The sequence below is a fragment of the Streptomyces sp. NPDC001093 genome (assembly GCF_040298985.1).
Classification (GTDB): Bacteria; Actinomycetota; Actinomycetes; order Streptomycetales; family Streptomycetaceae; genus Streptomyces.
Genome location: NZ_JBEPBF010000025.1, coordinates 80,960 through 98,781, shown reverse-complemented (window position 1 = coordinate 98,781; position 17,822 = coordinate 80,960). Strand labels below are relative to the sequence as shown.

Annotated in this window: 16 protein-coding genes and 2 pseudogenes; 8 read left to right on the top strand and 10 right to left on the bottom strand. The window is 69.1% G+C overall.

The annotated features are described in order from the left end of the window. Both ABT288_RS15755 and ABT288_RS15750 read right to left on the bottom strand, forming a co-directional pair. Nucleotides 1–239, bottom strand: a 239-nt coding sequence (locus ABT288_RS15755) for a DUF8841 domain-containing protein (RefSeq protein WP_502972757.1), incomplete at its 3' end; no start/stop codon positions are given. A gap of 173 nt (nt 240–412) precedes the next feature. Then, a complete protein-coding gene (locus tag ABT288_RS15750; protein WP_351607307.1) occupies nt 413–691 on the bottom strand; it encodes a helix-turn-helix transcriptional regulator in 279 nt (92 codons plus the stop codon). A 21-nt stretch (nt 692–712) separates the two neighbouring features. Between ABT288_RS15750 and ABT288_RS15745 the strand changes: the two are divergent. After that, nucleotides 713–841 (top strand): annotated as a pseudogene (locus ABT288_RS15745) (IS21-like element helper ATPase IstB); the annotation flags it as partial. Between the two features lie 46 nt (nt 842–887). Here ABT288_RS15745 and ABT288_RS15740 read toward each other — a convergent pair. Next, on the bottom strand, nt 888–1,877 hold the full coding sequence (locus tag ABT288_RS15740) for a LuxR C-terminal-related transcriptional regulator (protein ID WP_351607304.1): 990 nt from the start codon (nt 1,875–1,877) through the stop codon (nt 888–890). Between the two features lie 276 nt (nt 1,878–2,153). Between ABT288_RS15740 and ABT288_RS15735 the strand changes: the two genes are divergently transcribed. The 5 genes and pseudogenes from ABT288_RS15735 to ABT288_RS15720 all read left to right on the top strand — a co-directional run bounded on the left by ABT288_RS15735 (nt 2,154) and on the right by ABT288_RS15720 (nt 5,953). Further along, complete coding sequence (locus ABT288_RS15735; protein WP_351607301.1) at nt 2,154–2,351, top strand: hypothetical protein; 198 nt, start codon at nt 2,154–2,156, stop codon at nt 2,349–2,351. A gap of 7 nt (nt 2,352–2,358) precedes the next feature. After that, nucleotides 2,359–2,628, top strand: coding sequence for a hypothetical protein (locus ABT288_RS15730; RefSeq protein WP_351607298.1), 270 nt, complete (start codon nt 2,359–2,361; stop codon nt 2,626–2,628). A gap of 174 nt (nt 2,629–2,802) precedes the next feature. After that, entirely contained in the window at nt 2,803–4,656 is a 1,854-nt protein-coding gene (locus ABT288_RS15725) for a DUF8189 domain-containing protein (RefSeq protein WP_351607295.1), read from the top strand. Between the two features lie 513 nt (nt 4,657–5,169). Beyond that, nucleotides 5,170–5,307, top strand: a pseudogene (locus ABT288_RS50235) (IS110 family transposase); the annotation flags it as partial. A gap of 112 nt (nt 5,308–5,419) precedes the next feature. Beyond that, nucleotides 5,420–5,953 (top strand): hypothetical protein, encoded by a 534-nt coding sequence (locus ABT288_RS15720; protein ID WP_351607293.1) that lies wholly within the window; start codon nt 5,420–5,422, stop codon nt 5,951–5,953. 110 nt (nt 5,954–6,063) lie between these two features. Here ABT288_RS15720 and ABT288_RS15715 read toward each other — a convergent pair whose 3' ends face one another. The 6 genes from ABT288_RS15715 to ABT288_RS15685 all read right to left on the bottom strand — a co-directional run bounded on the left by ABT288_RS15715 (nt 6,064) and on the right by ABT288_RS15685 (nt 12,000). Next, entirely contained in the window at nt 6,064–7,050 is a 987-nt protein-coding gene (locus ABT288_RS15715; protein ID WP_351607290.1) for a phosphotransferase, read from the bottom strand. Nucleotides 7,051–7,503: 453 nt separating this feature from the next. Further along, a complete protein-coding gene (locus ABT288_RS15710) occupies nt 7,504–9,165 on the bottom strand; it encodes a hypothetical protein (protein ID WP_351607288.1) in 1,662 nt (553 codons plus the stop codon). Nucleotides 9,166–9,265: 100 nt separating this feature from the next. Further along, nucleotides 9,266–10,341, bottom strand: a protein-coding gene (locus ABT288_RS50230) for an IS630 family transposase (protein ID WP_502972756.1) whose coding sequence is annotated in 2 segments (ribosomal slippage) — nt 9,266–9,856 and nt 9,859–10,341 — 1,074 coding nt in all. Because the reading frame shifts where the segments join, the coding sequence is not laid out codon by codon here. Nucleotides 10,342–10,432: 91 nt separating this feature from the next. After that, nucleotides 10,433–11,038: a dihydrofolate reductase family protein gene (locus ABT288_RS15695; protein WP_351607280.1), complete on the bottom strand. Its 606-nt coding sequence runs from the start codon at nt 11,036–11,038 to the stop codon at nt 10,433–10,435. A 435-nt stretch (nt 11,039–11,473) separates the two neighbouring features. Next, the gene (locus ABT288_RS15690; protein ID WP_351607278.1) at nt 11,474–11,860 is read right to left on the bottom strand and encodes an FtsX-like permease family protein; all 387 of its coding nucleotides are present in this window, start codon (nt 11,858–11,860) and stop codon (nt 11,474–11,476) included. Continuing rightward, on the bottom strand, nt 11,860–12,000 hold the full coding sequence (locus ABT288_RS15685; RefSeq protein WP_351607275.1) for a hypothetical protein: 141 nt from the start codon (nt 11,998–12,000) through the stop codon (nt 11,860–11,862). The genes ABT288_RS15690 and ABT288_RS15685 overlap by 1 nt, the downstream gene beginning before the upstream one ends. Nucleotides 12,001–12,400: 400 nt before the next feature. Between ABT288_RS15685 and ABT288_RS15680 the strand changes: the two genes are divergently transcribed. Continuing rightward, nucleotides 12,401–12,667, top strand: coding sequence for a hypothetical protein (locus tag ABT288_RS15680; RefSeq protein WP_351607272.1), 267 nt, complete (start codon nt 12,401–12,403; stop codon nt 12,665–12,667). 264 nt (nt 12,668–12,931) lie between these two features. On the opposite strand, the gene ABT288_RS15675 is transcribed toward ABT288_RS15680, so the two are convergent. Next, nucleotides 12,932–14,824, bottom strand: coding sequence for a 3'-5' exonuclease (locus ABT288_RS15675; protein WP_351607271.1), 1,893 nt, complete (start codon nt 14,822–14,824; stop codon nt 12,932–12,934). A gap of 1,811 nt (nt 14,825–16,635) precedes the next feature. Here ABT288_RS15675 and ABT288_RS15670 point away from each other — a divergent pair. Beyond that, complete coding sequence (locus ABT288_RS15670) at nt 16,636–17,808, top strand: Fic family protein (RefSeq protein WP_351607269.1); 1,173 nt, start codon at nt 16,636–16,638, stop codon at nt 17,806–17,808. The last annotated feature ends 14 nt before the right edge of the window (nt 17,809–17,822 follow it).

Here is a 17,822-nt window from a genome sequence, read left to right as displayed (position 1 = left end):
AGGACCAGGACCGGGTCGGCGTCGCGGCCGTTGCGGTGCAGCCGCGCCTGCCCGAGCCTGGCCTCGGCCAGCGTCCACTCGATCAGCGACGGCAGAGACTTGGCGGGCACGTCCAGGACGAGTCCGCCGACCCAGTACGCCAGGACCTGGCCGTCCTCTTCGACGCCGGCAACGGCCAGCGGACCGTTCTCGAAACGCGGATCGGCGGCCGCCGCCGGGGCAGCCGGCTTCTTCGACACCTTCGTCGCCCCCGGGCGCCGCGACGCCGACGGCCTGGTGCCGAACGGCTGGGCGGTGCGGGCCAGTCGTACTCGCCGGCACCTTTTACTGCTGGGACTGCAGCTGCATGTGCGGGGGCGCCTGTTCCGCCGCGGGCTCCGGTGCGGCGGGGCCCGTGAACGCCTCCGGTACCTCAGGCTCCGCGGCGGGGCCTGGGAAGCGTTCGGCCAGCTTCTCCCGGAGCCTGGCGTAGGCGGCACGCTTGCGGCGGCCGCGGTTCGGTCTTGCCCAGCTCCCAGTTGACGACGGTCTCACGGCGCGTCTCCAAAGCGGTGGCGATCTGGGTCTGGGTCAACCCGGCAGCCTCCCGCAGGCGCCTGCGTTCGGCAGGCGAGGGCAGATCGTCCTGGGAGACCTGTTCCAGGAGCGCATACGACCAGCTCCTGCGGCGCCGCCGACCCGACCATCCCACCCCGTGAAAGAGGAGAACATCGTGACCCTTCCCCGCCAGCGAGGACTCACCGAGCAGGCCACCCCCACCGCCGTCGATCAGGCATGCCGCATGCTCCGGCTGCCCACCATCCGCTTCCAGTTCCCCGACCTCGCCGAGACCGCGAGCCGTTCCTGCCGAGCCGCGATACCGATGCCGGTCGTCTCCTGGTTGCCGTTCACAGCCAGCCGCGTTGGGCGGCCTTGAGACCTGCCTCGAAGCGGCTGCTGGCGCCGAGGCGTTCCATGAGGGTGGCCATTTGGCGGCGGACGGTGCGCAGTCCGATGCCGAGTCGTTTGGCGGCGGCCTCGTCGGTCATGCCGCGGGCCAGGAGGGTGAGTAGTTCGCGTTCTGCGGGTGTGAGGCCGGTCCCGGTGTCGCGGGTGGTTGCTGCGCCGAGGGGGACGGCGGTCGCCCAGGCCTGTTCGTAGACGGCGATGAGCGAGGCGACGATCCCCGGCTCGTGGGTGCACAGCGCGCCGGCCCTGGTGTCGGCGGGGTCGATGGGGACGATCGCGGTTTCACGGTCGAAGATCAGCATGCGGGGTGGCAGCAGCGGTGCGGTGCGGACCTCTCCGCCGTTCTTGGTCAGCCAGTGCGCGTAGTCGTATGTAGCCTGGTCGTTGCGGACGCTGTCCTGGTAGAGCGTGAGGATCGCGATGCCACGGCCGAGCGCATCGGCGTCCAGTGGGCGTGAGGCGTCCAGGCTGGCCTGGGACTGGGCGCCGCCCGGCATCACCGACAGGCACTCGCGCTGCAGTTCCTTGGCGAGGATCTCCAGTTTGCCCTCGATGGCGTCCATCCCCACCAGACGTTCCGCGCCGTTCACTGGCGTGTTGGGGGCGAGCGCGCCGAATGCCGCGACGGCTTCGGCGGCTGCGGCCTTGCTCGCGGCCAGTTCCTGGGCCCGGCGCGCCAGGTCCGCTTCCTGTCGGCGGACCATCAGATCGAGCGCTACGTGCGGGCTGACGACACGCAAGCCCCCTGGGATGTCCCGCGATGGGCGCACGAACGCGCAGTCGGCCAGGTCGTCCAGGGCTGCGCGGACTTCCTGTTCCGTCAGGCCTGTGACGGCCTGGAGGTCGGACAAGTTCGACTGCGGATGCCGCAGCAAAGCCGCGTACACCGTCTCGACCACCGGTTCCAGCCCCAGAACACCGAGCACCATGATTGCCGCACCCCCCGTGCGTCGTGACGCCTGCAGACCACCTTGCAGCCGATGATCCTCTCAGTACCCGGCCAGCCGCGCAACGCCCGGCGGGTGAACGGCATCGGATGCTCGGGGCAGGCACCAAGGTGCCGGGCAGCTTGGTGCCCAGCTGACCCCGTTCCCCCGGGCCCGACCCGCACGGCATTGTTTTCTCAACGCGCCGGACAGACAGATGATCCGGCGCCGGACCATCAAATCCAAGAATTCCATTCAGAAATGGATCCGGGGGCTGTCATGTCGAAAATCGTTCGCGCCGCAGTGATTGCCGTGCTCGTCGCCACTCCCGCGTTCGGGGCAGCCGCCACCGCCTCGACAAGAGCCCTCGGCGCCGGCATCGGATGGGACCAGGCCCCCACGTCGGCAGCGGCAGCAGGCGCCCCTGTCACCTCCGCGGTGACACCGTCGCAGGCGGACGGCATCGGCTGGGACTAGGAGAGCCATGCACCTCGTCCACCTCGTCCTCACCCGCCCCGACCTGCCCCGACCCAACTCGGCCGACGCCGAGCGCGTCCTGGACACCCTGTGGGCCCACCTGGATCCCCGCTCCGGCATCGAACACATCCGGACCCGGCCCCGGGCCAGCGGAGTAGATCTCGGCCTCTTCTTCAGCGGCGACGGAAACGGAACCAGCGGCGCCCCGCAGACCGCGGCCGCGATCGCCCACCTCCTTGCCTCCCTCCCCGGCTGGACCGCGACACCTCCGGAGTGAACGCGCACGCCCAGCAAATCCCGCCGAAATCTTTCGCTGGGCATCGTGTCAGAACTCCCTGGACACGAATTCCTAACTCTGGACAACCCGGTGTCCATTGTCTCGCTCCTCTTGCCGCACCGCCGACGACGGCAACGCCACACCTCACCTTCACCACGACTCGGGGGAACACCCATGTCCAAGCCCAGCCCCGCTCGCGCCCTTTCCCGCCTTGCCCTCGTGACCGCGACCGCGGTCGTCGCCGGCCTGTGCACGGTGGCGCCCGCCTCCGCGGACACCGGCACGTACGACAACAGCGGGACCGAGACACCGACCTCCACGGGCACGCTCGGCACCGGGGTCGGGCAGAAGCTGACCGGCGCCCAGATGGTCCAGCGCGCCAGAGACTGGGTCAGTCACCAGGTCAGCTACAACCAGTCCCAGTCGTTCTCGGACAGTGAGGTCGGCGGCCCCTACCGCACCGACTGCGGCGGCCTGGTCGACATGGCGTGGCAGCTCACCAGCAGCCCGGTCGTGACCACGCCCTCGCCCGGCATCGACTCCTCCACCTACAGCACCAAGCTCACCAGCTGGTCCCAGCTCCAGCCCGGCGACGCCCTCGCCGTGCCCGGCGAGCACATCAACCTCTTCGCCGGCTGGACCAACCAGGCCAACGGCGACTTCACCTACATCGCTGAGGACAACCCCAGCGTCCCCACCGGCGAGTACCGCGCCAACATCCACGACACCACTATCGACGGCTACGCCCCCTCCTCGTTCGAACTGCTGCGCTCCAACAACCTCGCCCCCGCCATCCCCGCGAACTTCAACGTCACCATCGATGCCAACGGCGCAGCCCTCGCGTCCGGCCAGACCGTCACCGGCACGGTGAACCTCACCGCCATAGCCAGCTCCCAGGGCGTCATCAACTCCCTGAGCTACACCATTACCGGACCGAGCGGCACCCAGACGATCAACGGCGGCACCGGCGCCAGCAACTACGCGCAGGCCTGGAACACCACCGGCCTGCCCAACGGCACCTACACCATCTCGGTGAACGCGAACGAGATCGACGGACAGAACCACACCTACGGGCCGGTCACCGTCACGACCGACAACGGCAACACCTCGGACAGCACCTGGTCGGTGTACAACCCTGACACCAAGACGATGACCCTGTTCGGCCTCGGATCCGGCGGCCACCTCGGCCTCACCAAGACCACAAACGGCGGAGCAAGCTGGAGCAACTGGACCGAGGCCAACGCATACTGGACGCTGCAGGGCACACCCGACGCGGTGTACGACCCCGACACCAAGACCACGATGCTCTTCGCCCGCGGGTCGGCCAACGGCGCCATGGGCATCAGCACCAGCAGCAACAACGGTGCCAGCTGGTCGAACTGGACCCAGGTGAACGCCTACTGGAGCAACTTCAAGGGCGACGCCTCGGCCGTGTACAACCCCGACACCAAGAAGGTCACCGTGTTCGCACGTGGCGGGGACGGCAAGATCGGTTACACCCAGAGCAGCAACGACGGAGCCACCTGGTCGAACTGGTCCGAAGTCAACGCGTACTGGAACAACTTCGCCGGCGACCCCCACGTGATCTACAACCCCACCACCAAGCGGATGACGGTGTTCGCACGTGGCGGGGACGGCAGAATCGGTTACACCCAGAGCAGCAATGATGGAGCCAGCTGGTCGAATTGGGCCGAGGTCAACGCGTACTGGAACAACTTCGCCGGCGACCCGCACGTGGTTCTCAACCCGGACACCCACCAGATGACGGTCTTCGCCCGCGGCGGGGACGGCAAGATCGGCTACACCCAGAGCAGCAACGACGGAGCCACCTGGTCGAACTGGTCCGAAGTCAACGCGTACTGGAACAACTTCGCCGGCGACCCCACTGCGACCTACGACCCGGACACCACCCAGAACACGGTCTTCGCGCTCGGTAGCGGCGGCCACATGGGCTACACCCAGAGCAGCGGAGGCGGCTGGACGAACTGGGCCGAGGTCAACGCATACTGGACGCTGATCGGGTCCTGATCCATCAACTCCGGCGCCGCCGCACACATGATCGCTGGCCGCCCCCCTCCCCCTGTCCTGCGGCTCCCCCAACCGGGAGCCGCAGGACACGCGTTTCTACAGGTCGTTTCGGTGGCGAGGCCGGGAACTCTCCCGAAGCTGACGCCCCCGCGCCCTCCGGGCGGCCCCCGCGCAGAGCTCGCGCTCTGCGCGACGGCCTCGACCTCAACGCCCTCGCGGCCCGCCACGCGCGGCTACGACGCGGACGCCTACCTGGCCGCCGTGGCCACCAGCCACCCCGCCCTCGGACACCGTCGCCCGCACGTCCTCCGCACGTCCTCCACCTGCCCCGCCTGCTGTGGCACCCGCACCGCAACCGGAACTGGCGGCGGCGTCCTCGCCGCCCGGCGCGCCCGCTCTGCGGCCTGCTCGGGCGACCGCCTGCCACTCCCGGACGACTCGCCCGTGCTCCTGTACCTCACGTGCCTGAACAGACAGGAGATATCCGTGGGGCACGATCACCGGAGGGCCACCCCGCACGACTCCGGACACGTCAGCGGGAACCTGCATCGCCCCACCCGCTACCATCGCGGACTTCCACGCGACTTCTGCATGTCGGCCATGAGCAGCCTCCACTGCTGCCCGCAGTCTCGGCGCTTTTACCAGCGCAAACATGGTGCTGTGAGGTTCGTTCGCTGAGCCCGGAAAACCGTTGGACCCGCTGACGGGGGCGCGTCATAGGGTTCGGGGCGCGGAGAGGCGGTCGGCGGAGAGGGAAAGGTGGATGGCGGGACTGTACGAGATCTGGCAGCGGGCGGAGGTGTCGCGCAGGCTCGACGTGTTGTCGGGCTTCATCGCGATGTGTGTGACAGGGGACGACGACGCGCGATGCCGTCTCGACCAGCTGGTTGCCGGCGCGGACGCGGCCCTCTCCGCCTCGCCCCCGGATGTGGTGGTCGCCTCGGAGTACCTGGACGAACTCGTCTGGTGGGCTGACACGGAGTGGGCCGATCACCCCTATCGTCCCGTGGAAGCCCGGCCTGACGAGGCCGATCGGCAGACGCGTGACTACGCCAAGGATCTCCGGCACGCCGCACTCCCGGTCCGCGTCCGGGACGAGATGGGTCGCATCGAACTCAGTCTCGAGGTGCGGTTCCTGGCCTTGTGCCGCCAACCGGGATTGGACTGTCGGATCCGCCAGGACGTCTTCTACGTCGCCGGGCGTGCCGCGATGGCCCTCGACCTCGGGCAGTTGGAAGCGGCAGAGCGGGAGATCCGGCGCATGGAACAGGTGGGTTCCGTGGAGCCACGGGAGTGACGCTGCGGCTGATTCGCGGCTCTCCGAAGTCCATTGGCGTGGAACGATCTCTTCACGTGGATCAAGCCGCGTTCACAACCCCTTTTCGGAGGCGGGGAAGTTCCTCTCTGCTACGGGAGGAGTGCCAGGGCCTCCTTCAGGTTGTGCTCGGCGATCTCGTGCATCAAGGCCTGGTCGGGGTAGTCGCCGTCAAGCAGTCGCAACGGGCCGGCGACCAGGGACAGGCGCATCGCGAGCATGTAGAGGTCCAGCCGCTGTGGGTCGAGGCCGGGCCGGGACAGGACGGGGTAGCGCTTTCCGAAGCGGAGCTGGAGGAAGACGTGCTCCCACTCGATGTCGAAGTGCATGAGGCCCTCGATGTCGATCAGCACCGCGTGGCCGTCGGCGTCGACCAGGACGTGGTCGGGGCCCAGTTCTCCGTGGATCAACCCGTATGCGGTACGGGGGGTCACCAGTGCGGCCAAGCCGTGGAGACGCTCGCGCAAGTGACCGTCTGCCGCGGCGATCCTGCGATCTCTGCCCGAGGTCTCTTCGATATCGCGCAAGGCCCGGTCGAGAACCAGTTGCTCACAGGAGGCTCCGCTTGCAGTGCCGCCCTGCTCAAGCAGATCCACCCGGCCGTACGTCGGGGCGAGGTGGCGGTGCATGACGTCCACCATCGCGGCCAGGTCGTTCAGGGCCGCAGTCCCGCGGGCGGGATCGCTCTCAAAGAGCGCTTCGAGAGTGCCGCAGGAGATGTCCTCGACCACGGCCACGTCCGCCGGGTAGAGGTGCTGGCTGTCGTCCGCCAGGAGGATCCGAGGAGCCCTTACCCCGAGGCCTGCCAGACTCCGCTGGGCGGTGAGGAACGGGACCAGACCTGAGGCGGGTGCGAACGGGTCACTGGTATCGATTCCGTTTTGGCCCGGCCAGAAGTTCTCCTCTTCGGCCCAGCTGTAGACGATCACACTCGTCATCGGGGTTCCGTCAACTCGAACCCGGTACACCCCCTTCTTGCTGCCCCCGCGCAACCGGTCCACCGCGACCACACGGCAGCCCGATCCCAGCACGTCACGCACCAGTCCCGACAAGTCCTCGATCTCCGCGAGCTCTCGCATCGGCAGAACGTATCGAACAGGACGGGCGCACAGCGGTGAAATACCCCTCCATCAGCATCCGACTGCCGACCAGCGGCACGCGCCCGGCCCCACCGCAACCGCGGCCGAGCCCGGCGTCTTCCACCGACACGGAGCAACGGGCCCTTGCACGAGCCCGTATCGCCGCCGTACGCCAGCTGCTGCAGGAACACCTCGGCCTCACCGCCGAAGAGTACGGCGGCCAATCGTCTGCTGCTGGACCTCAGCCCTCAGTTCGCCGTCGCCGACATATTGCACCCCTGATGGTCATTCCGCTGGCTGTAGGCACGGCCATCCGGAACACCGCGGTGAGTCGACGCGGCGTGCAGGGATAGCGGGAGTCCGAGGCGAACATTGCCTAATTCCCTGTTACTGAGGACGACGGTTTGATGTCGTCTCGTGACGGGCGCGCCAGCCGGAGAGGGACCTGTTGTCTCAGGGCCGCACCAGTATTCGTGTGACCCCGGCGACCAGCGTCGTGGCTAGTGTCCAGCCACTGATGATTAGCGCATAGGCCAGCGCCTGGCTGGACCCGCTCGGATTCCACGCGCCCGATTGACCGAGGCTCACTACCGGCACCAACAGGTCGAGCGTGTAGGCGACCGGGTTGAAATGCGGTCCGCCCGTGCCCAGCGGTGCGGGGTGGTGGGAGGCGAAGTAGACCGATCCGGCGGCGAGCAGGCCCAACAACCACAGCCCGGCCAGCCACGGCCGATACCCGTAGCCGACCGTTGCGTCCTGGAGAAGGCCCCATGCTTTCGCTGGCAGGCCCGCCGCCTCACGTCGCCGCCGCTGCTGGGCAAGCAGCACCCGCCGCGACTCGCCGTCACGCCCCACCGCGCGGTAGCGCGCGGCCAGCTGCTCGTAAGGCTGAGGCTGATACGCGTCACGAGCCAGCCACGGCAGTCGCATCCCGGCCGTCGGCAACGGCATCAGTTCGTCATAGACGAAGCCGTCCAGGCGCAGCTTGTCGGGCCAGGACGCGGCGTCGTCCTCGAACGTTGTAGTCCGTGCCCGCCGCAAGTCCAGGCTGTGCGCGGTGAATCCCTCATTGCAGAACATCGCCCCTTCGACGCGCGCGCCGGAGGCGTTGAGCGTGCCCAGTCGCGCACCGCTCAGTGTCAGCGGCCCGACGACACGGGCCGAGTTGAGCCGGACCGCGCCCGAAGTCGTGACGCCCGACAGGTTGACACCGCCCTCGACCGAGATGTGGTCTGCGCGCAGCGCCGTTTGGCCGTGGTCGTCCACCAGGTCGGCGTCGGGCAGTATGAGCCCGCCCTTGATCGTGGCGTCGCTGAGGTCGACGCCGCCGGTGACGGTGAACCGGTTCTTCGCTCGGGTGTTGCCACGGCGGGCGAACATGCCGGTGTCCACACGCAGCCCCTGCGCCAGCAGGGCGGGCGTGGGTGGGCGGTTGGGCTCCTCGTGGGTGATCCGGGCGCCGTCCAGATGCAGGTAGCCGCCGATGCGCGCGCCGGGGAGCCGGAACTGTCCGTCGATGACGACGTCGTGGCAGTACATCGCGGTGTCGACGACGAGCAGGTCGCCGTTGACGGCGGTGCGCGGCGGCGTCCAGTCGGCGTCAGGGTCCGGTGGTTCGGGCGGGGGCGCGGTGATCGTGGTCCCGCTGATTTCGATCTCGAAGACGCGTGCCGCGTAGAGGCTGAGCCGGTCGAGGCGGCAGCCCTCCATCTGGAACTCGCCGCGGATCTCGGCGCGGTTGGCTTCCAGCACGGTGAGGTAGCAGCCGCGCAGGCGCACGCTGCGAGTCTCGGCTTCGGCGAGGTCCAGGCCGTCGTCGAAGCAGCAGTGCTCGAAGTCGAGTGCGTAGGGGACTTGCGTGTGGGCGAGCGTGAGTCGCCCGACGACACGAGCGCCGGCCAGTTTGACCCCCGCGCCGCGGTTCGCATCGGGCCCGCTGCCGGTCAGCAGCGCCGCGATCACCTCGGCGCGAATGTCGCGGGTGCGCGGCCACGACGTCGCTTGGCCGGGGCCGTCGTCGGGTCCGGAGCGCAGGTCGACCAGGGCGCCGGTGGGGAAAGCGTGCCAGAGCCGCTCCTCGGTGGCCGTCAGGGTGCTGATCTGGAAGCCGCTCACGGCATTCGAGCATCGCTGGACAGGGTCAGCAGCGCAAGGGGATTGCCTGCGCGGCGGACGATCGCGGCGGGCGAGTTTCCGACGACGGCGTTTCGCGACGTCATGGCGGTAGCGGGTCGAAGGTCAGGCCGGTCTCCGCAACGAAGCCGTCGAGGACGACGGGCCGGTACTGAAGGCGCTTGAGTCGGTTGCGGATCAGCGTCTCCAGCGCATCGACGGTGAGCGCGGCCAGGTTGGCCAGGCTGCGTTTGACGTGGGACCACACGCCCCCGACCGGGTTCAGGTCCGGGGCGTAGGCCGGGAGCAGCACGACGGTCAGCCAGGCTCGTTCAGCGATCATCTGTTTCATGATTGCCGACACGTGGGTGTTCAGCCGGTCCCAGACCAGGATGATCGGGGCTCTCAACTGCTGGTGGGCGGCGTCGATCAGCCCGATGTAGTCGCGTTCGGACAAGGAGCGTCGCTCGTTCTTGCGGCCGCGGTGGATGCGCAGCCGGTAGAACAGTCTCGTGCGCGCCCCGGGACGGACCGCGATCACTCCGGCGATCGACACCCGCCCGGAGCTGCGCCCGGCCACCTTCACGATCGGGGTCTGGCCCCGACGTCCCCAGGTTCGGCCGCGCGGCGGCGTCAGATGCTGGCCTGCCTCGTCCTCGAAGCAGACGAAGGCGCCGAGCGCGGCCTGTGTCCTTTTACCGCAGGCCACGTTGTTTCCTTCCAGGTGGCGATCGCGAGCTCGTCGCGCTGGGCGGCCCGTCGCGCCGGCATCTGCGGGGTGAAGCCGAGCCGACGGATCAACCGGGCTGCCGCGTCGGCGCTGTAGGAGACATGGAGTTTGCGGCCGATCAGCTTGGCGACCCGAGCCCCGGTCCACACCTGGTCCTCATCCCAGCCGAACGCCGCCGGGCTCTCGTTCAGCCTCGCGGCCAGCTTGACCTGCGACTTCGTACTGAGCTTGCACCGCTGCCCCAGCGGGCCCCGGCTTGCCAGCGCCGCCGTCCCGCCGCGCTCGAAGTCAGCCCTCCACCGGTATATCGACCGCACCGTCACCCGCAGCCGCTTGGCGATCTCCGAAGGCGTGACGTCCTCGACGAACATCGCGGCAGCCTGCATCCGCAACGCCTCGCGGCGCGCCCGCCCCGCGGCGTCCAGCCCGCCGCCTTGCGCATATCTCACTTCAACTACATAGCGCCGTCAGGGCCGTTCGTCAGCACGGTGAACCTCGGCGAGACGACATCAAAGCGCCGTCGTCAGTAGCGGTGCGGCACTAGTAGCTGTCGTAGCTGGGCTTACCCTGCGGCCGGTAGACGCCGACGATGGTGCCGCCCTTCGTCGTCGAGACCCTGACCGGCTCCAGCGCAGTGGGGATCGCTCCGTCGGCGAACAGCCGCTTGCCGGTGCCGATGATCACCGGATGGATGGTCAGCCGGTACTCGTCGACGAGGCCGTGCTGCATGAGGGTCTGGGCGAGGTCGCCGCTGCCGACGACGTTGATGTTGCCGCCGTCGGACACCTTCAGCTTGCGTACGGCTTCGACGATGTCGCCCTCGAGCAGCGTGGAGTTCTGCCACTCGACGGACGTCAGGGTCCGAGACGCCACGTACTTGTGCATGCTGTTCATCCGATCGGTGAACGGGTTGTCGGGATCGGCGGTCGGCCAGTACGCCGCGAAGATCTCGTACGTCTTACGGCCGAGCAGCATCGCGTCAGAGGACTCGTACCAACCGGCGATGGCCGTGCCGACCTCATCGTCGGCCACCGGTTTCTGCCAGCCGCCGTGCTCGAAGCCGCTCTGAGCGTCCTCGTCCGGGCCGCCCGGCGCCTGCATGACGCCGTCCAGCGTCAGGAACGTGCACATGATGATCTCGCGCATGGTGCGCTCCCTTCGTCGACGGGTAGACCGCACAACCGCCGGAAACTCATCGGCAGAACTCCCGTGGCGCCGGACTGCAGTGACTGACTGCCGGGCGACTGCTCCCTGCTCGGCAGGGCTGCCGGTGATCGACGTGGAAGGCATCACGGCATGACGTGGTCCTTGCCCGAGGCGATTTCGACCGTGGCCGTCAAAAGCCCTGCCCTGCGCGCCGGGTGGGCGGCGGAGCCGAAGTTATGTACGGGGTTTGAGATTGGCCGTTGTCCACGACGGAAACGGGATCGGATCCCCCAACATGAGGGACCCGACCCCATACATGCCTTCAGTTCTGGCACGCGCACGCTGACGCGGTCTTGGCCTCCGACGCAGTGAGGCTGGGGCCGACGGAGGTCTCGTCTGACGCGTCGACGCCGCAGCAGGGACGACCGCCTGCCGTCACTCGGTGTGTAGGACGCGGGCGGCGATGGTATGCCGAGCCGCCGCACGCGCCGGCAGCACCGCACCCAGTGCGGCGATCGCCACCCCGGCCAGCACCATCAACGTCATCACCCCTGGGGGCCACACGTCCAGCATCCGAGCAGAGAAGGTGAGTTGGGCCGCGTACTCGGTGATCGGGATCACCACATGGTATGCCGCAACTCCGAGCGGCAGTCCCAGGATCCCGCCCACCAGCCCGAGTCCGGCCATGGACACCACCATCATCACTGTGACCTGGCGTGGCGTCATGCCGATGGACTTGAGCATCCCGAGGTCGCGCCGGCGCTCCCGTGCGTTGAGCACGACGCTGTTGAACACGCCCATCGCGGCGACCAGCGTCAGCATCAGGTCAGCGCGGAGGCGGAGCTGATGACGGTCACGGCGTCCGTGTTCAGCATGGCGTTTTTTGTCGGGTAGAGCACCGGGTCGACGGCTTGTACGGCTTTCGTGTAGGCGTTGAATTCGGCGCCTCGGGTGAGGCGCACCCACTACTGGTTGGCCTGCGCGTCCGGTGCCAAAGTGGTCACCGTCGACCAGTCCGCGCGCATCGAGTCCTCCGGGCCGGCCAGGATCTCCCCGACCAGGGGTCACGCGCTCCTGGCGGCCGTCCGCCGCGGTCAGGGTGAAGGAGTCGCCGAGCCGCAGCCCCTGCTTGCCTCTTCCTCGGCAGGAAGCACTACCGCAACGGCGACCGGAACTTCCCCAAGTCCACGGTCCACGCGAAGTTCGCCGAGTTCGCCCAGCGCATCGACCTGCGCGACGAGCAGGGCAAGCGGGTCAGGATCTCCCGGCCCACGCCTTCGGCCACACCTGTGCGACCAGCCTGCTCAACGCCGGCGTCCCCCTGCACGTCGCGATGCGCTGCATGGGCCACACGACCCGACGATGTTCCTCCACTGCGCCCAGAACCTCTCGACCGTCGCCGAGCAGGAGTTCCTGCGCTACAAGAAGGTGACAGCCGACGGGCGCGAGTACCAGCGCGACGAGACCCGGGACCTCGTCCAGCGCCGCCAGGCTATGAAGGCCTGGCCTCCTCTGGCCGGTGCCGCACCGCAGGGCAGGAAGGGACGCCCCGCCGGAGATCCCACCGTGGCACGCCGCCAAGCGGCCACCGGCATGCGCACCCGCATCGTCCACGAGCTCAGGCGATGAAGCCGAGGGAGTCCTGCTGTTGCTGCCCGACGCGGCAGCGTCCAGCGCTGGGCCACCGGTGATCCGGCATCCAACGAGGTGCTGCGCGTGTGGTACCCGGCTGTCACCGTGCCCGCCGCCTGGCCGCCATCGCCCTGCCGGAGGAGGAGGCCGACGCGCTGGCCCAGTTGCTGACCGAGCGGCAGCTATCGGCCCGCGTCGCATGAAACCTGCTTCGTCCTGTCCAACCCACCGATGCGAAGTCGGCCAGCGCGCAACCGTACGTCACAGGCCGCGCGCCCTGTTCCAGTTGTTGATACGCACCGCGTAGATGATGTTGCCGATGCCCCCCGTCAAGCAGAACAGCCAGAAGTGCGCAGAGAACGACTGACGGCGCCGACGCTGATGGCCCTCACCGGCGACCGCCGTTGCCGCAGCGGACGCGGCCGTGCGGCGGCGATGCAGGGTTGGCTCTCCCGGTGACGCCAGAAAGGCGGCAGTGGTGGTCCTGTGGTCCCCATGAGGCGCTTGGGAGATGATGTTCTGGTAAGACTCGGGGTTCCTGGAGTGAGCGGCCGGTGTGCCGCCATGCGAGGGTTGGAGAGGCACTGGGGCCGCTCCTGCTTTCCGTCCCACGCGGCGGAAGCGTCCTTTCACGGTGAGCGCGAGCCCGGCCGCCTGGCGTAGATCCACCAGGGCATCGTCGAGAGTCTGCTCGCTTCCGTGGGGTGCTTTGGACCTGTCGACCATCAGTCGGGGCGTTCGGCCACGGGTGAACTGGACGAAGGTCGCTTCAGGGTCGGCTGACTGTTCGACCAGCCACCGGACCGAAGCGGTGAACGTGCCTGCGGTCAGCTCGTCAGGCAGCTCGTGCAGACGCCACACCGGGCCCGCACCAGGGCCGGTGAATACCAGCGGACCACAGGCTGCGACCGCCTCAGCGGGCTGCGCGGCGGGCTTCATCTGCTGCTCGAGCCACCGTCTGGCGGCGGCGGGTGCCAGTACGGGCAGGCGGTGCTGGGTCACCACGCTGGGGCTGGGGACCGTTGCCGGGTCGGTGGCGATGACAAGTCGGGTGGTCTTGGAGGGCCGCACACCGATCGTGGCCCCGTGCCGCTCGGCCCAGGCCGTCAGGTCGCGCACAGACGCGTCCTGGCCGACGGGCACGATGCGCACCCCCTTGAGCTCGTCCCCCACGCTGGGTAGATCACGGGCGGCAAGATCCGACACGCCAAGATGCCGCGCCACATCGGTCAGCTCCCGGACGGCTCGCGGCGAGGGGTCCGGCACACGGGAGCGCACCGTTTGCCACACGGCGGCGTGTGTCTGGCGCACCGAGGTCTGATGGTGGCCGGCTGCACTGGCCAACGTGACAAGTCGCTGTGCCTCATGGCCGGCCAAGCGTCCCTGAATGGCGAGGCCTTCGAGCACGCGCTGGTATTCCCCAGCGGTTGCCGGATCCGGCGGCACCGTCCTGCCACTCGGCAGCGCCGCGTGGATGTGCGCGGGCCAGCCCTGACGGCTGCCGGGTGCCCCCGCGATGCGCGGCCGGCTGCGGACGGCCTCGGGCCATACCGGAAGCGCTCCGGCTGGGCCGCCCGTCAATCTCAACGGCTGCGGACTAGTGGCCAGCAGCGTGGTCAGGGCCCGGGCCGTGTTGCGGGCGTCTTCCAAAGCCGCGTGGCCGTGGGACGGCCAGCCTCCGGAGAGGTCTTTGACGATGCCTGCAAGAGTGTAGCCACGCAGGTCGGTCTGGGCGCGGAACGCCGTCAGCGTGCACAAGCCGGCCATCCGCAGCCTGGCGGCTCCGGCCCGCGCGAACTCGGCCTCCAGGAACGAGGCGTCGAAGGCCAGTTTGTGCGCCACCACCAGCGAGCCGCGCATCAGCCGCAGCAGCGTCCCCGCGACCTGCGTGAACAGTGGTGCCTCTGCGACGTCGTTCTCGCTGATGCCGTGCTGTGACTGGTTCTGCCGCGACATCGGCCGCTGTGGGTCGACCAGGGTGGAAAATTCCTCGACCACGGTGCCGTCGGCCCGCAGCCGCACCGCCGCGACTTCACACACACGGTGGCCGCGCGCGGGAGACAAACCGGTGGTCTCCACATCGACCACCGTGTACTCAACCTGCCAGGGATCCACGCCCTGAAGCCCCCGCCGCAAGAACACCGGCTCAAACACCGCGCACATCCCTTCCCCGCACATTCCTCACTCAAGCGGCGACATCTTGGACGGCCACCCGATCAGCAACGCCACTGGGGATCCATGGAACGGACACGTCTACCGCGTGAGATCACATAAGAGCCCACCACTGGTGCGCGAACTCGGCGTTCGGCCTCTGATCACACGCCGGCACACCAAGCCCGGCTTGGGCGTGGGCAACCAGCGGTGGGGGCGAGAAAGGTTTCGCACGCCTGCACGGCGACCGTCTTCACACCGCAATACCCGCTCTCCACAGCTCCTCCCCATTCGTAGCGGCCTGATCCTATGTTCAACCAGGCAGAAGACGGAAGGCACGATCAAGGTCTTGACCTGCACTTTCCTTGCGCAGAGCAACTACCGGCGCACATGACCTGCGCGTCCTGCAGTTGCCTGCCTGGTCATGGACACCCATCTCGGCGAGGCAGTCAACGGGACGGGGCCGATCACCCAGGCGGCTGACCGCGGGTGGGAAGTGCCACGCTTCCGCCCCGCTGCCCGGAGGGCAACTCCTGACCCTGGCCACTCCGGAGATCGCCGCGCTCGTCCAGGACGGCGCCAACGTCGCCGCGGCATGCCTCGCGGCCGCCGCCTCGTGCCCGGGTGTCGCAAAGGTGCTCCTGTGCACGAGCCGGTCGGCAGACAGGGACGACGTGCTCGCCGTAACCGGGGCGTCCGCCATCCCTTCCGCCACGCTCTTCACGGCCCTCGATGTACTCGCCCCCCTCAGCCACCGCCTCCGCCACCCCGACCACGGCACGTGCTGGCTGCGCCCGTTGTCGGTACCCGCCAGCCAGGAGGGCGGAGAAACCCTGGGAGGGCACAGAGCGGGCCGCCACCGCGTTCCCCGCCGTCCACAAGCCCGCCCTGTACGTCCTACACGACCACACCGCCGACGGCTACGCCTACCGTGCCGAACTGACGGCGTACGTCGATGAGCCCGTGCTGTCCGCCGACCCGTTCTGCGGCACGAACTCAAGCTCACCGACAGCTGGTTCGGCATGATCCGCAGCACTCTGTCCGCCATCGCCGCGACGCCCACCGGCCGTACGGCCGGAATGGATCGACCGCGCCGTCCCCAAATACACCGGCCAGCCCGCCCCTCGAATCGCGGACTGGAACTGCGCACACGGCGACTTCCACGCCGCCAACCTCACCCAGGACGCCGCCTTGCTCGACTGGGAGGGCTGGGGACTGGCCCCCGGCTACGACAACGCCCTGTTGTATGCCTACAGGTCGGCGTCGAGTTTGCTGGCGGCGGCGGGGCTGGTCGGCGAGGGTGGCGACGGCAGGGCGCATGCGTGGCCGCTACCGCAGCGAGGGCCTGGGGGGGGCTGGTGGACGGCCGGGCAGTAAGGGAGCGGCGGGGGGCGGGCCGATGAGCGGGTGGTCGCGGCGATCAGGCAGGTGCTGAGGGGGCAGCGGGAACGGTCGACGGGCAGGAGGTACACGCCCGCGTGGGCGGCGCAGCGTGCGGTGGCCGCGACCCGCTCGACGAAGCCGCCGGGGGCCGGGGGCGCGGTTCAAACGGGTTCGGGCAACCGATCGGTAATCGGGTTGAACCGGTGCTGGTGGGCGGAGAAACTTGCGCGGTGATCACGGAGATGTCCCCCCGCAATCTGACCTGGGACGAGGTGGATCCCGCCCGTCATCCGTTCGACAGAGAATCGGCGGCGCGGGTGGTGAGATCGCTCAGACCGGCCGGGCGGGTGCCCCGACGCCCCGACGTACCACCGTGTGACCGGGCCCTGCACCAATGGAGCTGGGACGAGGCCAGACCATGGTCCGACGCCATGACGTACGCACTGGCCGAGCACTACGGCCCCTGGGTCGCCGGCTGGCGGTGGGCGCACGACGAAGGGGACTTCGACGGGGGTCCGGTCGGCAGCTGGTGCTGCCCCCAGCACTCGGTCACCACCCCGGACGAGACCCTCGATCGCGTGACCGCGGCGCTGCGCGAGTGGCGTGAGTGGCTGGAGAGCCTGGCCACACGATTCGAGGCCTACCCGCTGGACCTGGCCGACATCGACGACCAGCGGATCTTGTGGGACCGCACCGCCCACAACCTGATCCTGCACGTCACCGACCGCACCGGCTGCGGCAGCGCCTGGTACGGGCACTGCCATCAGGTACTCAGCTGGTTCCTCACCCGCTGGGGCGTCGCGGCCGACGACGCCGAGCACCTGGTGGACCGGGCGATCGGCGGCCGGTTCAAGAGCTGGACCGGCCCCGACCCGGTACTGGTCGAGGACATCGCCGAGCGGCTCGCGGCCTCCGTGCGGCCGCACGCGGACGCCCGGTCCGCCGAGTCGCCGCTGCCCGACCACCTGGAGCGCTGGCTCGCGGTGCGGGAAGCCGTGCCGTGGCAGGAGGCCCAGGACAGCACCGGGGACGGACCAGTGACGCCGTCCCGCGACGGAGCGGCGGAGGAGATCCGCACCTTCGACGCAATCCTGGACCCCGCCCGCGGACAGGGCCTGCTCACCGCTTTGGAGCTGATGCGGGCCGACGCCGCGCGCGGCGCCCGGCTCGACTTCGACCTGATCCAGGGCTGGCAACGACACGTCCTCGGCACGCCCGGGCCGCCGCCGTTGCGCACCTTGGCCGCCTTCGCCAAGGGCGGCCGGGAACGGTACGGCATAGGCCCGGACACCCGCGCCCGCCTCGACGCCTGCCTGGCCGAGAGCGCGAAGGACGCCGCCCGGCCCGTGCCGCTGACCGCCCGGGCCGCGCGCGCCTTCCTCGACGTCTGCTTCTTCCACCCCTTCGACGACGGCAACGGCCGCTCCGCCCTCCTCACCTGCCTCTTCGTCCTGGCCCGCGAGGGTGTGGCGCTCGACGGCGTGCGACTGCTGCGCCGTGTCTCCTTCCAGGCCGACGAGCCGCAGGACGCGCTGGCCCTCGCCCGGTACGTCCATCTCCACCTGCGCGAGACCCGGCGAAGGACCACCGACCCGGCCTCCTGAACGGCCTGTGGCCG

What these genes read in the sequence shown, in the direction of transcription:
- ABT288_RS15740 (WP_351607304.1), bottom strand. Translation starts at nt 1,877, where the DNA reads ATGGTGCTCGGTGTTCTGGGGCTGGAACCGGTGGTCGAGACGGTGTAC.
- ABT288_RS15735 (WP_351607301.1), top strand. Translation starts at nt 2,154, where the DNA reads ATGTCGAAAATCGTTCGCGCCGCAGTGATTGCCGTGCTCGTCGCCACT.
- ABT288_RS15730 (WP_351607298.1), top strand. Translation starts at nt 2,359, where the DNA reads ATGCACCTCGTCCACCTCGTCCTCACCCGCCCCGACCTGCCCCGACCC.
- ABT288_RS15725 (WP_351607295.1), top strand. Translation starts at nt 2,803, where the DNA reads ATGTCCAAGCCCAGCCCCGCTCGCGCCCTTTCCCGCCTTGCCCTCGTG.
- ABT288_RS15720 (WP_351607293.1), top strand. Translation starts at nt 5,420, where the DNA reads ATGGCGGGACTGTACGAGATCTGGCAGCGGGCGGAGGTGTCGCGCAGG.
- ABT288_RS15715 (WP_351607290.1), bottom strand. Translation starts at nt 7,050, where the DNA reads ATGCGAGAGCTCGCGGAGATCGAGGACTTGTCGGGACTGGTGCGTGAC.
- ABT288_RS15695 (WP_351607280.1), bottom strand. Translation starts at nt 11,038, where the DNA reads ATGCGCGAGATCATCATGTGCACGTTCCTGACGCTGGACGGCGTCATG.
- ABT288_RS15690 (WP_351607278.1), bottom strand. Translation starts at nt 11,860, where the DNA reads ATGCTGACGCTGGTCGCCGCGATGGGCGTGTTCAACAGCGTCGTGCTC.
- ABT288_RS15680 (WP_351607272.1), top strand. Translation starts at nt 12,401, where the DNA reads ATGTTCCTCCACTGCGCCCAGAACCTCTCGACCGTCGCCGAGCAGGAG.
- ABT288_RS15670 (WP_351607269.1), top strand. Translation starts at nt 16,636, where the DNA reads ATGACGTACGCACTGGCCGAGCACTACGGCCCCTGGGTCGCCGGCTGG.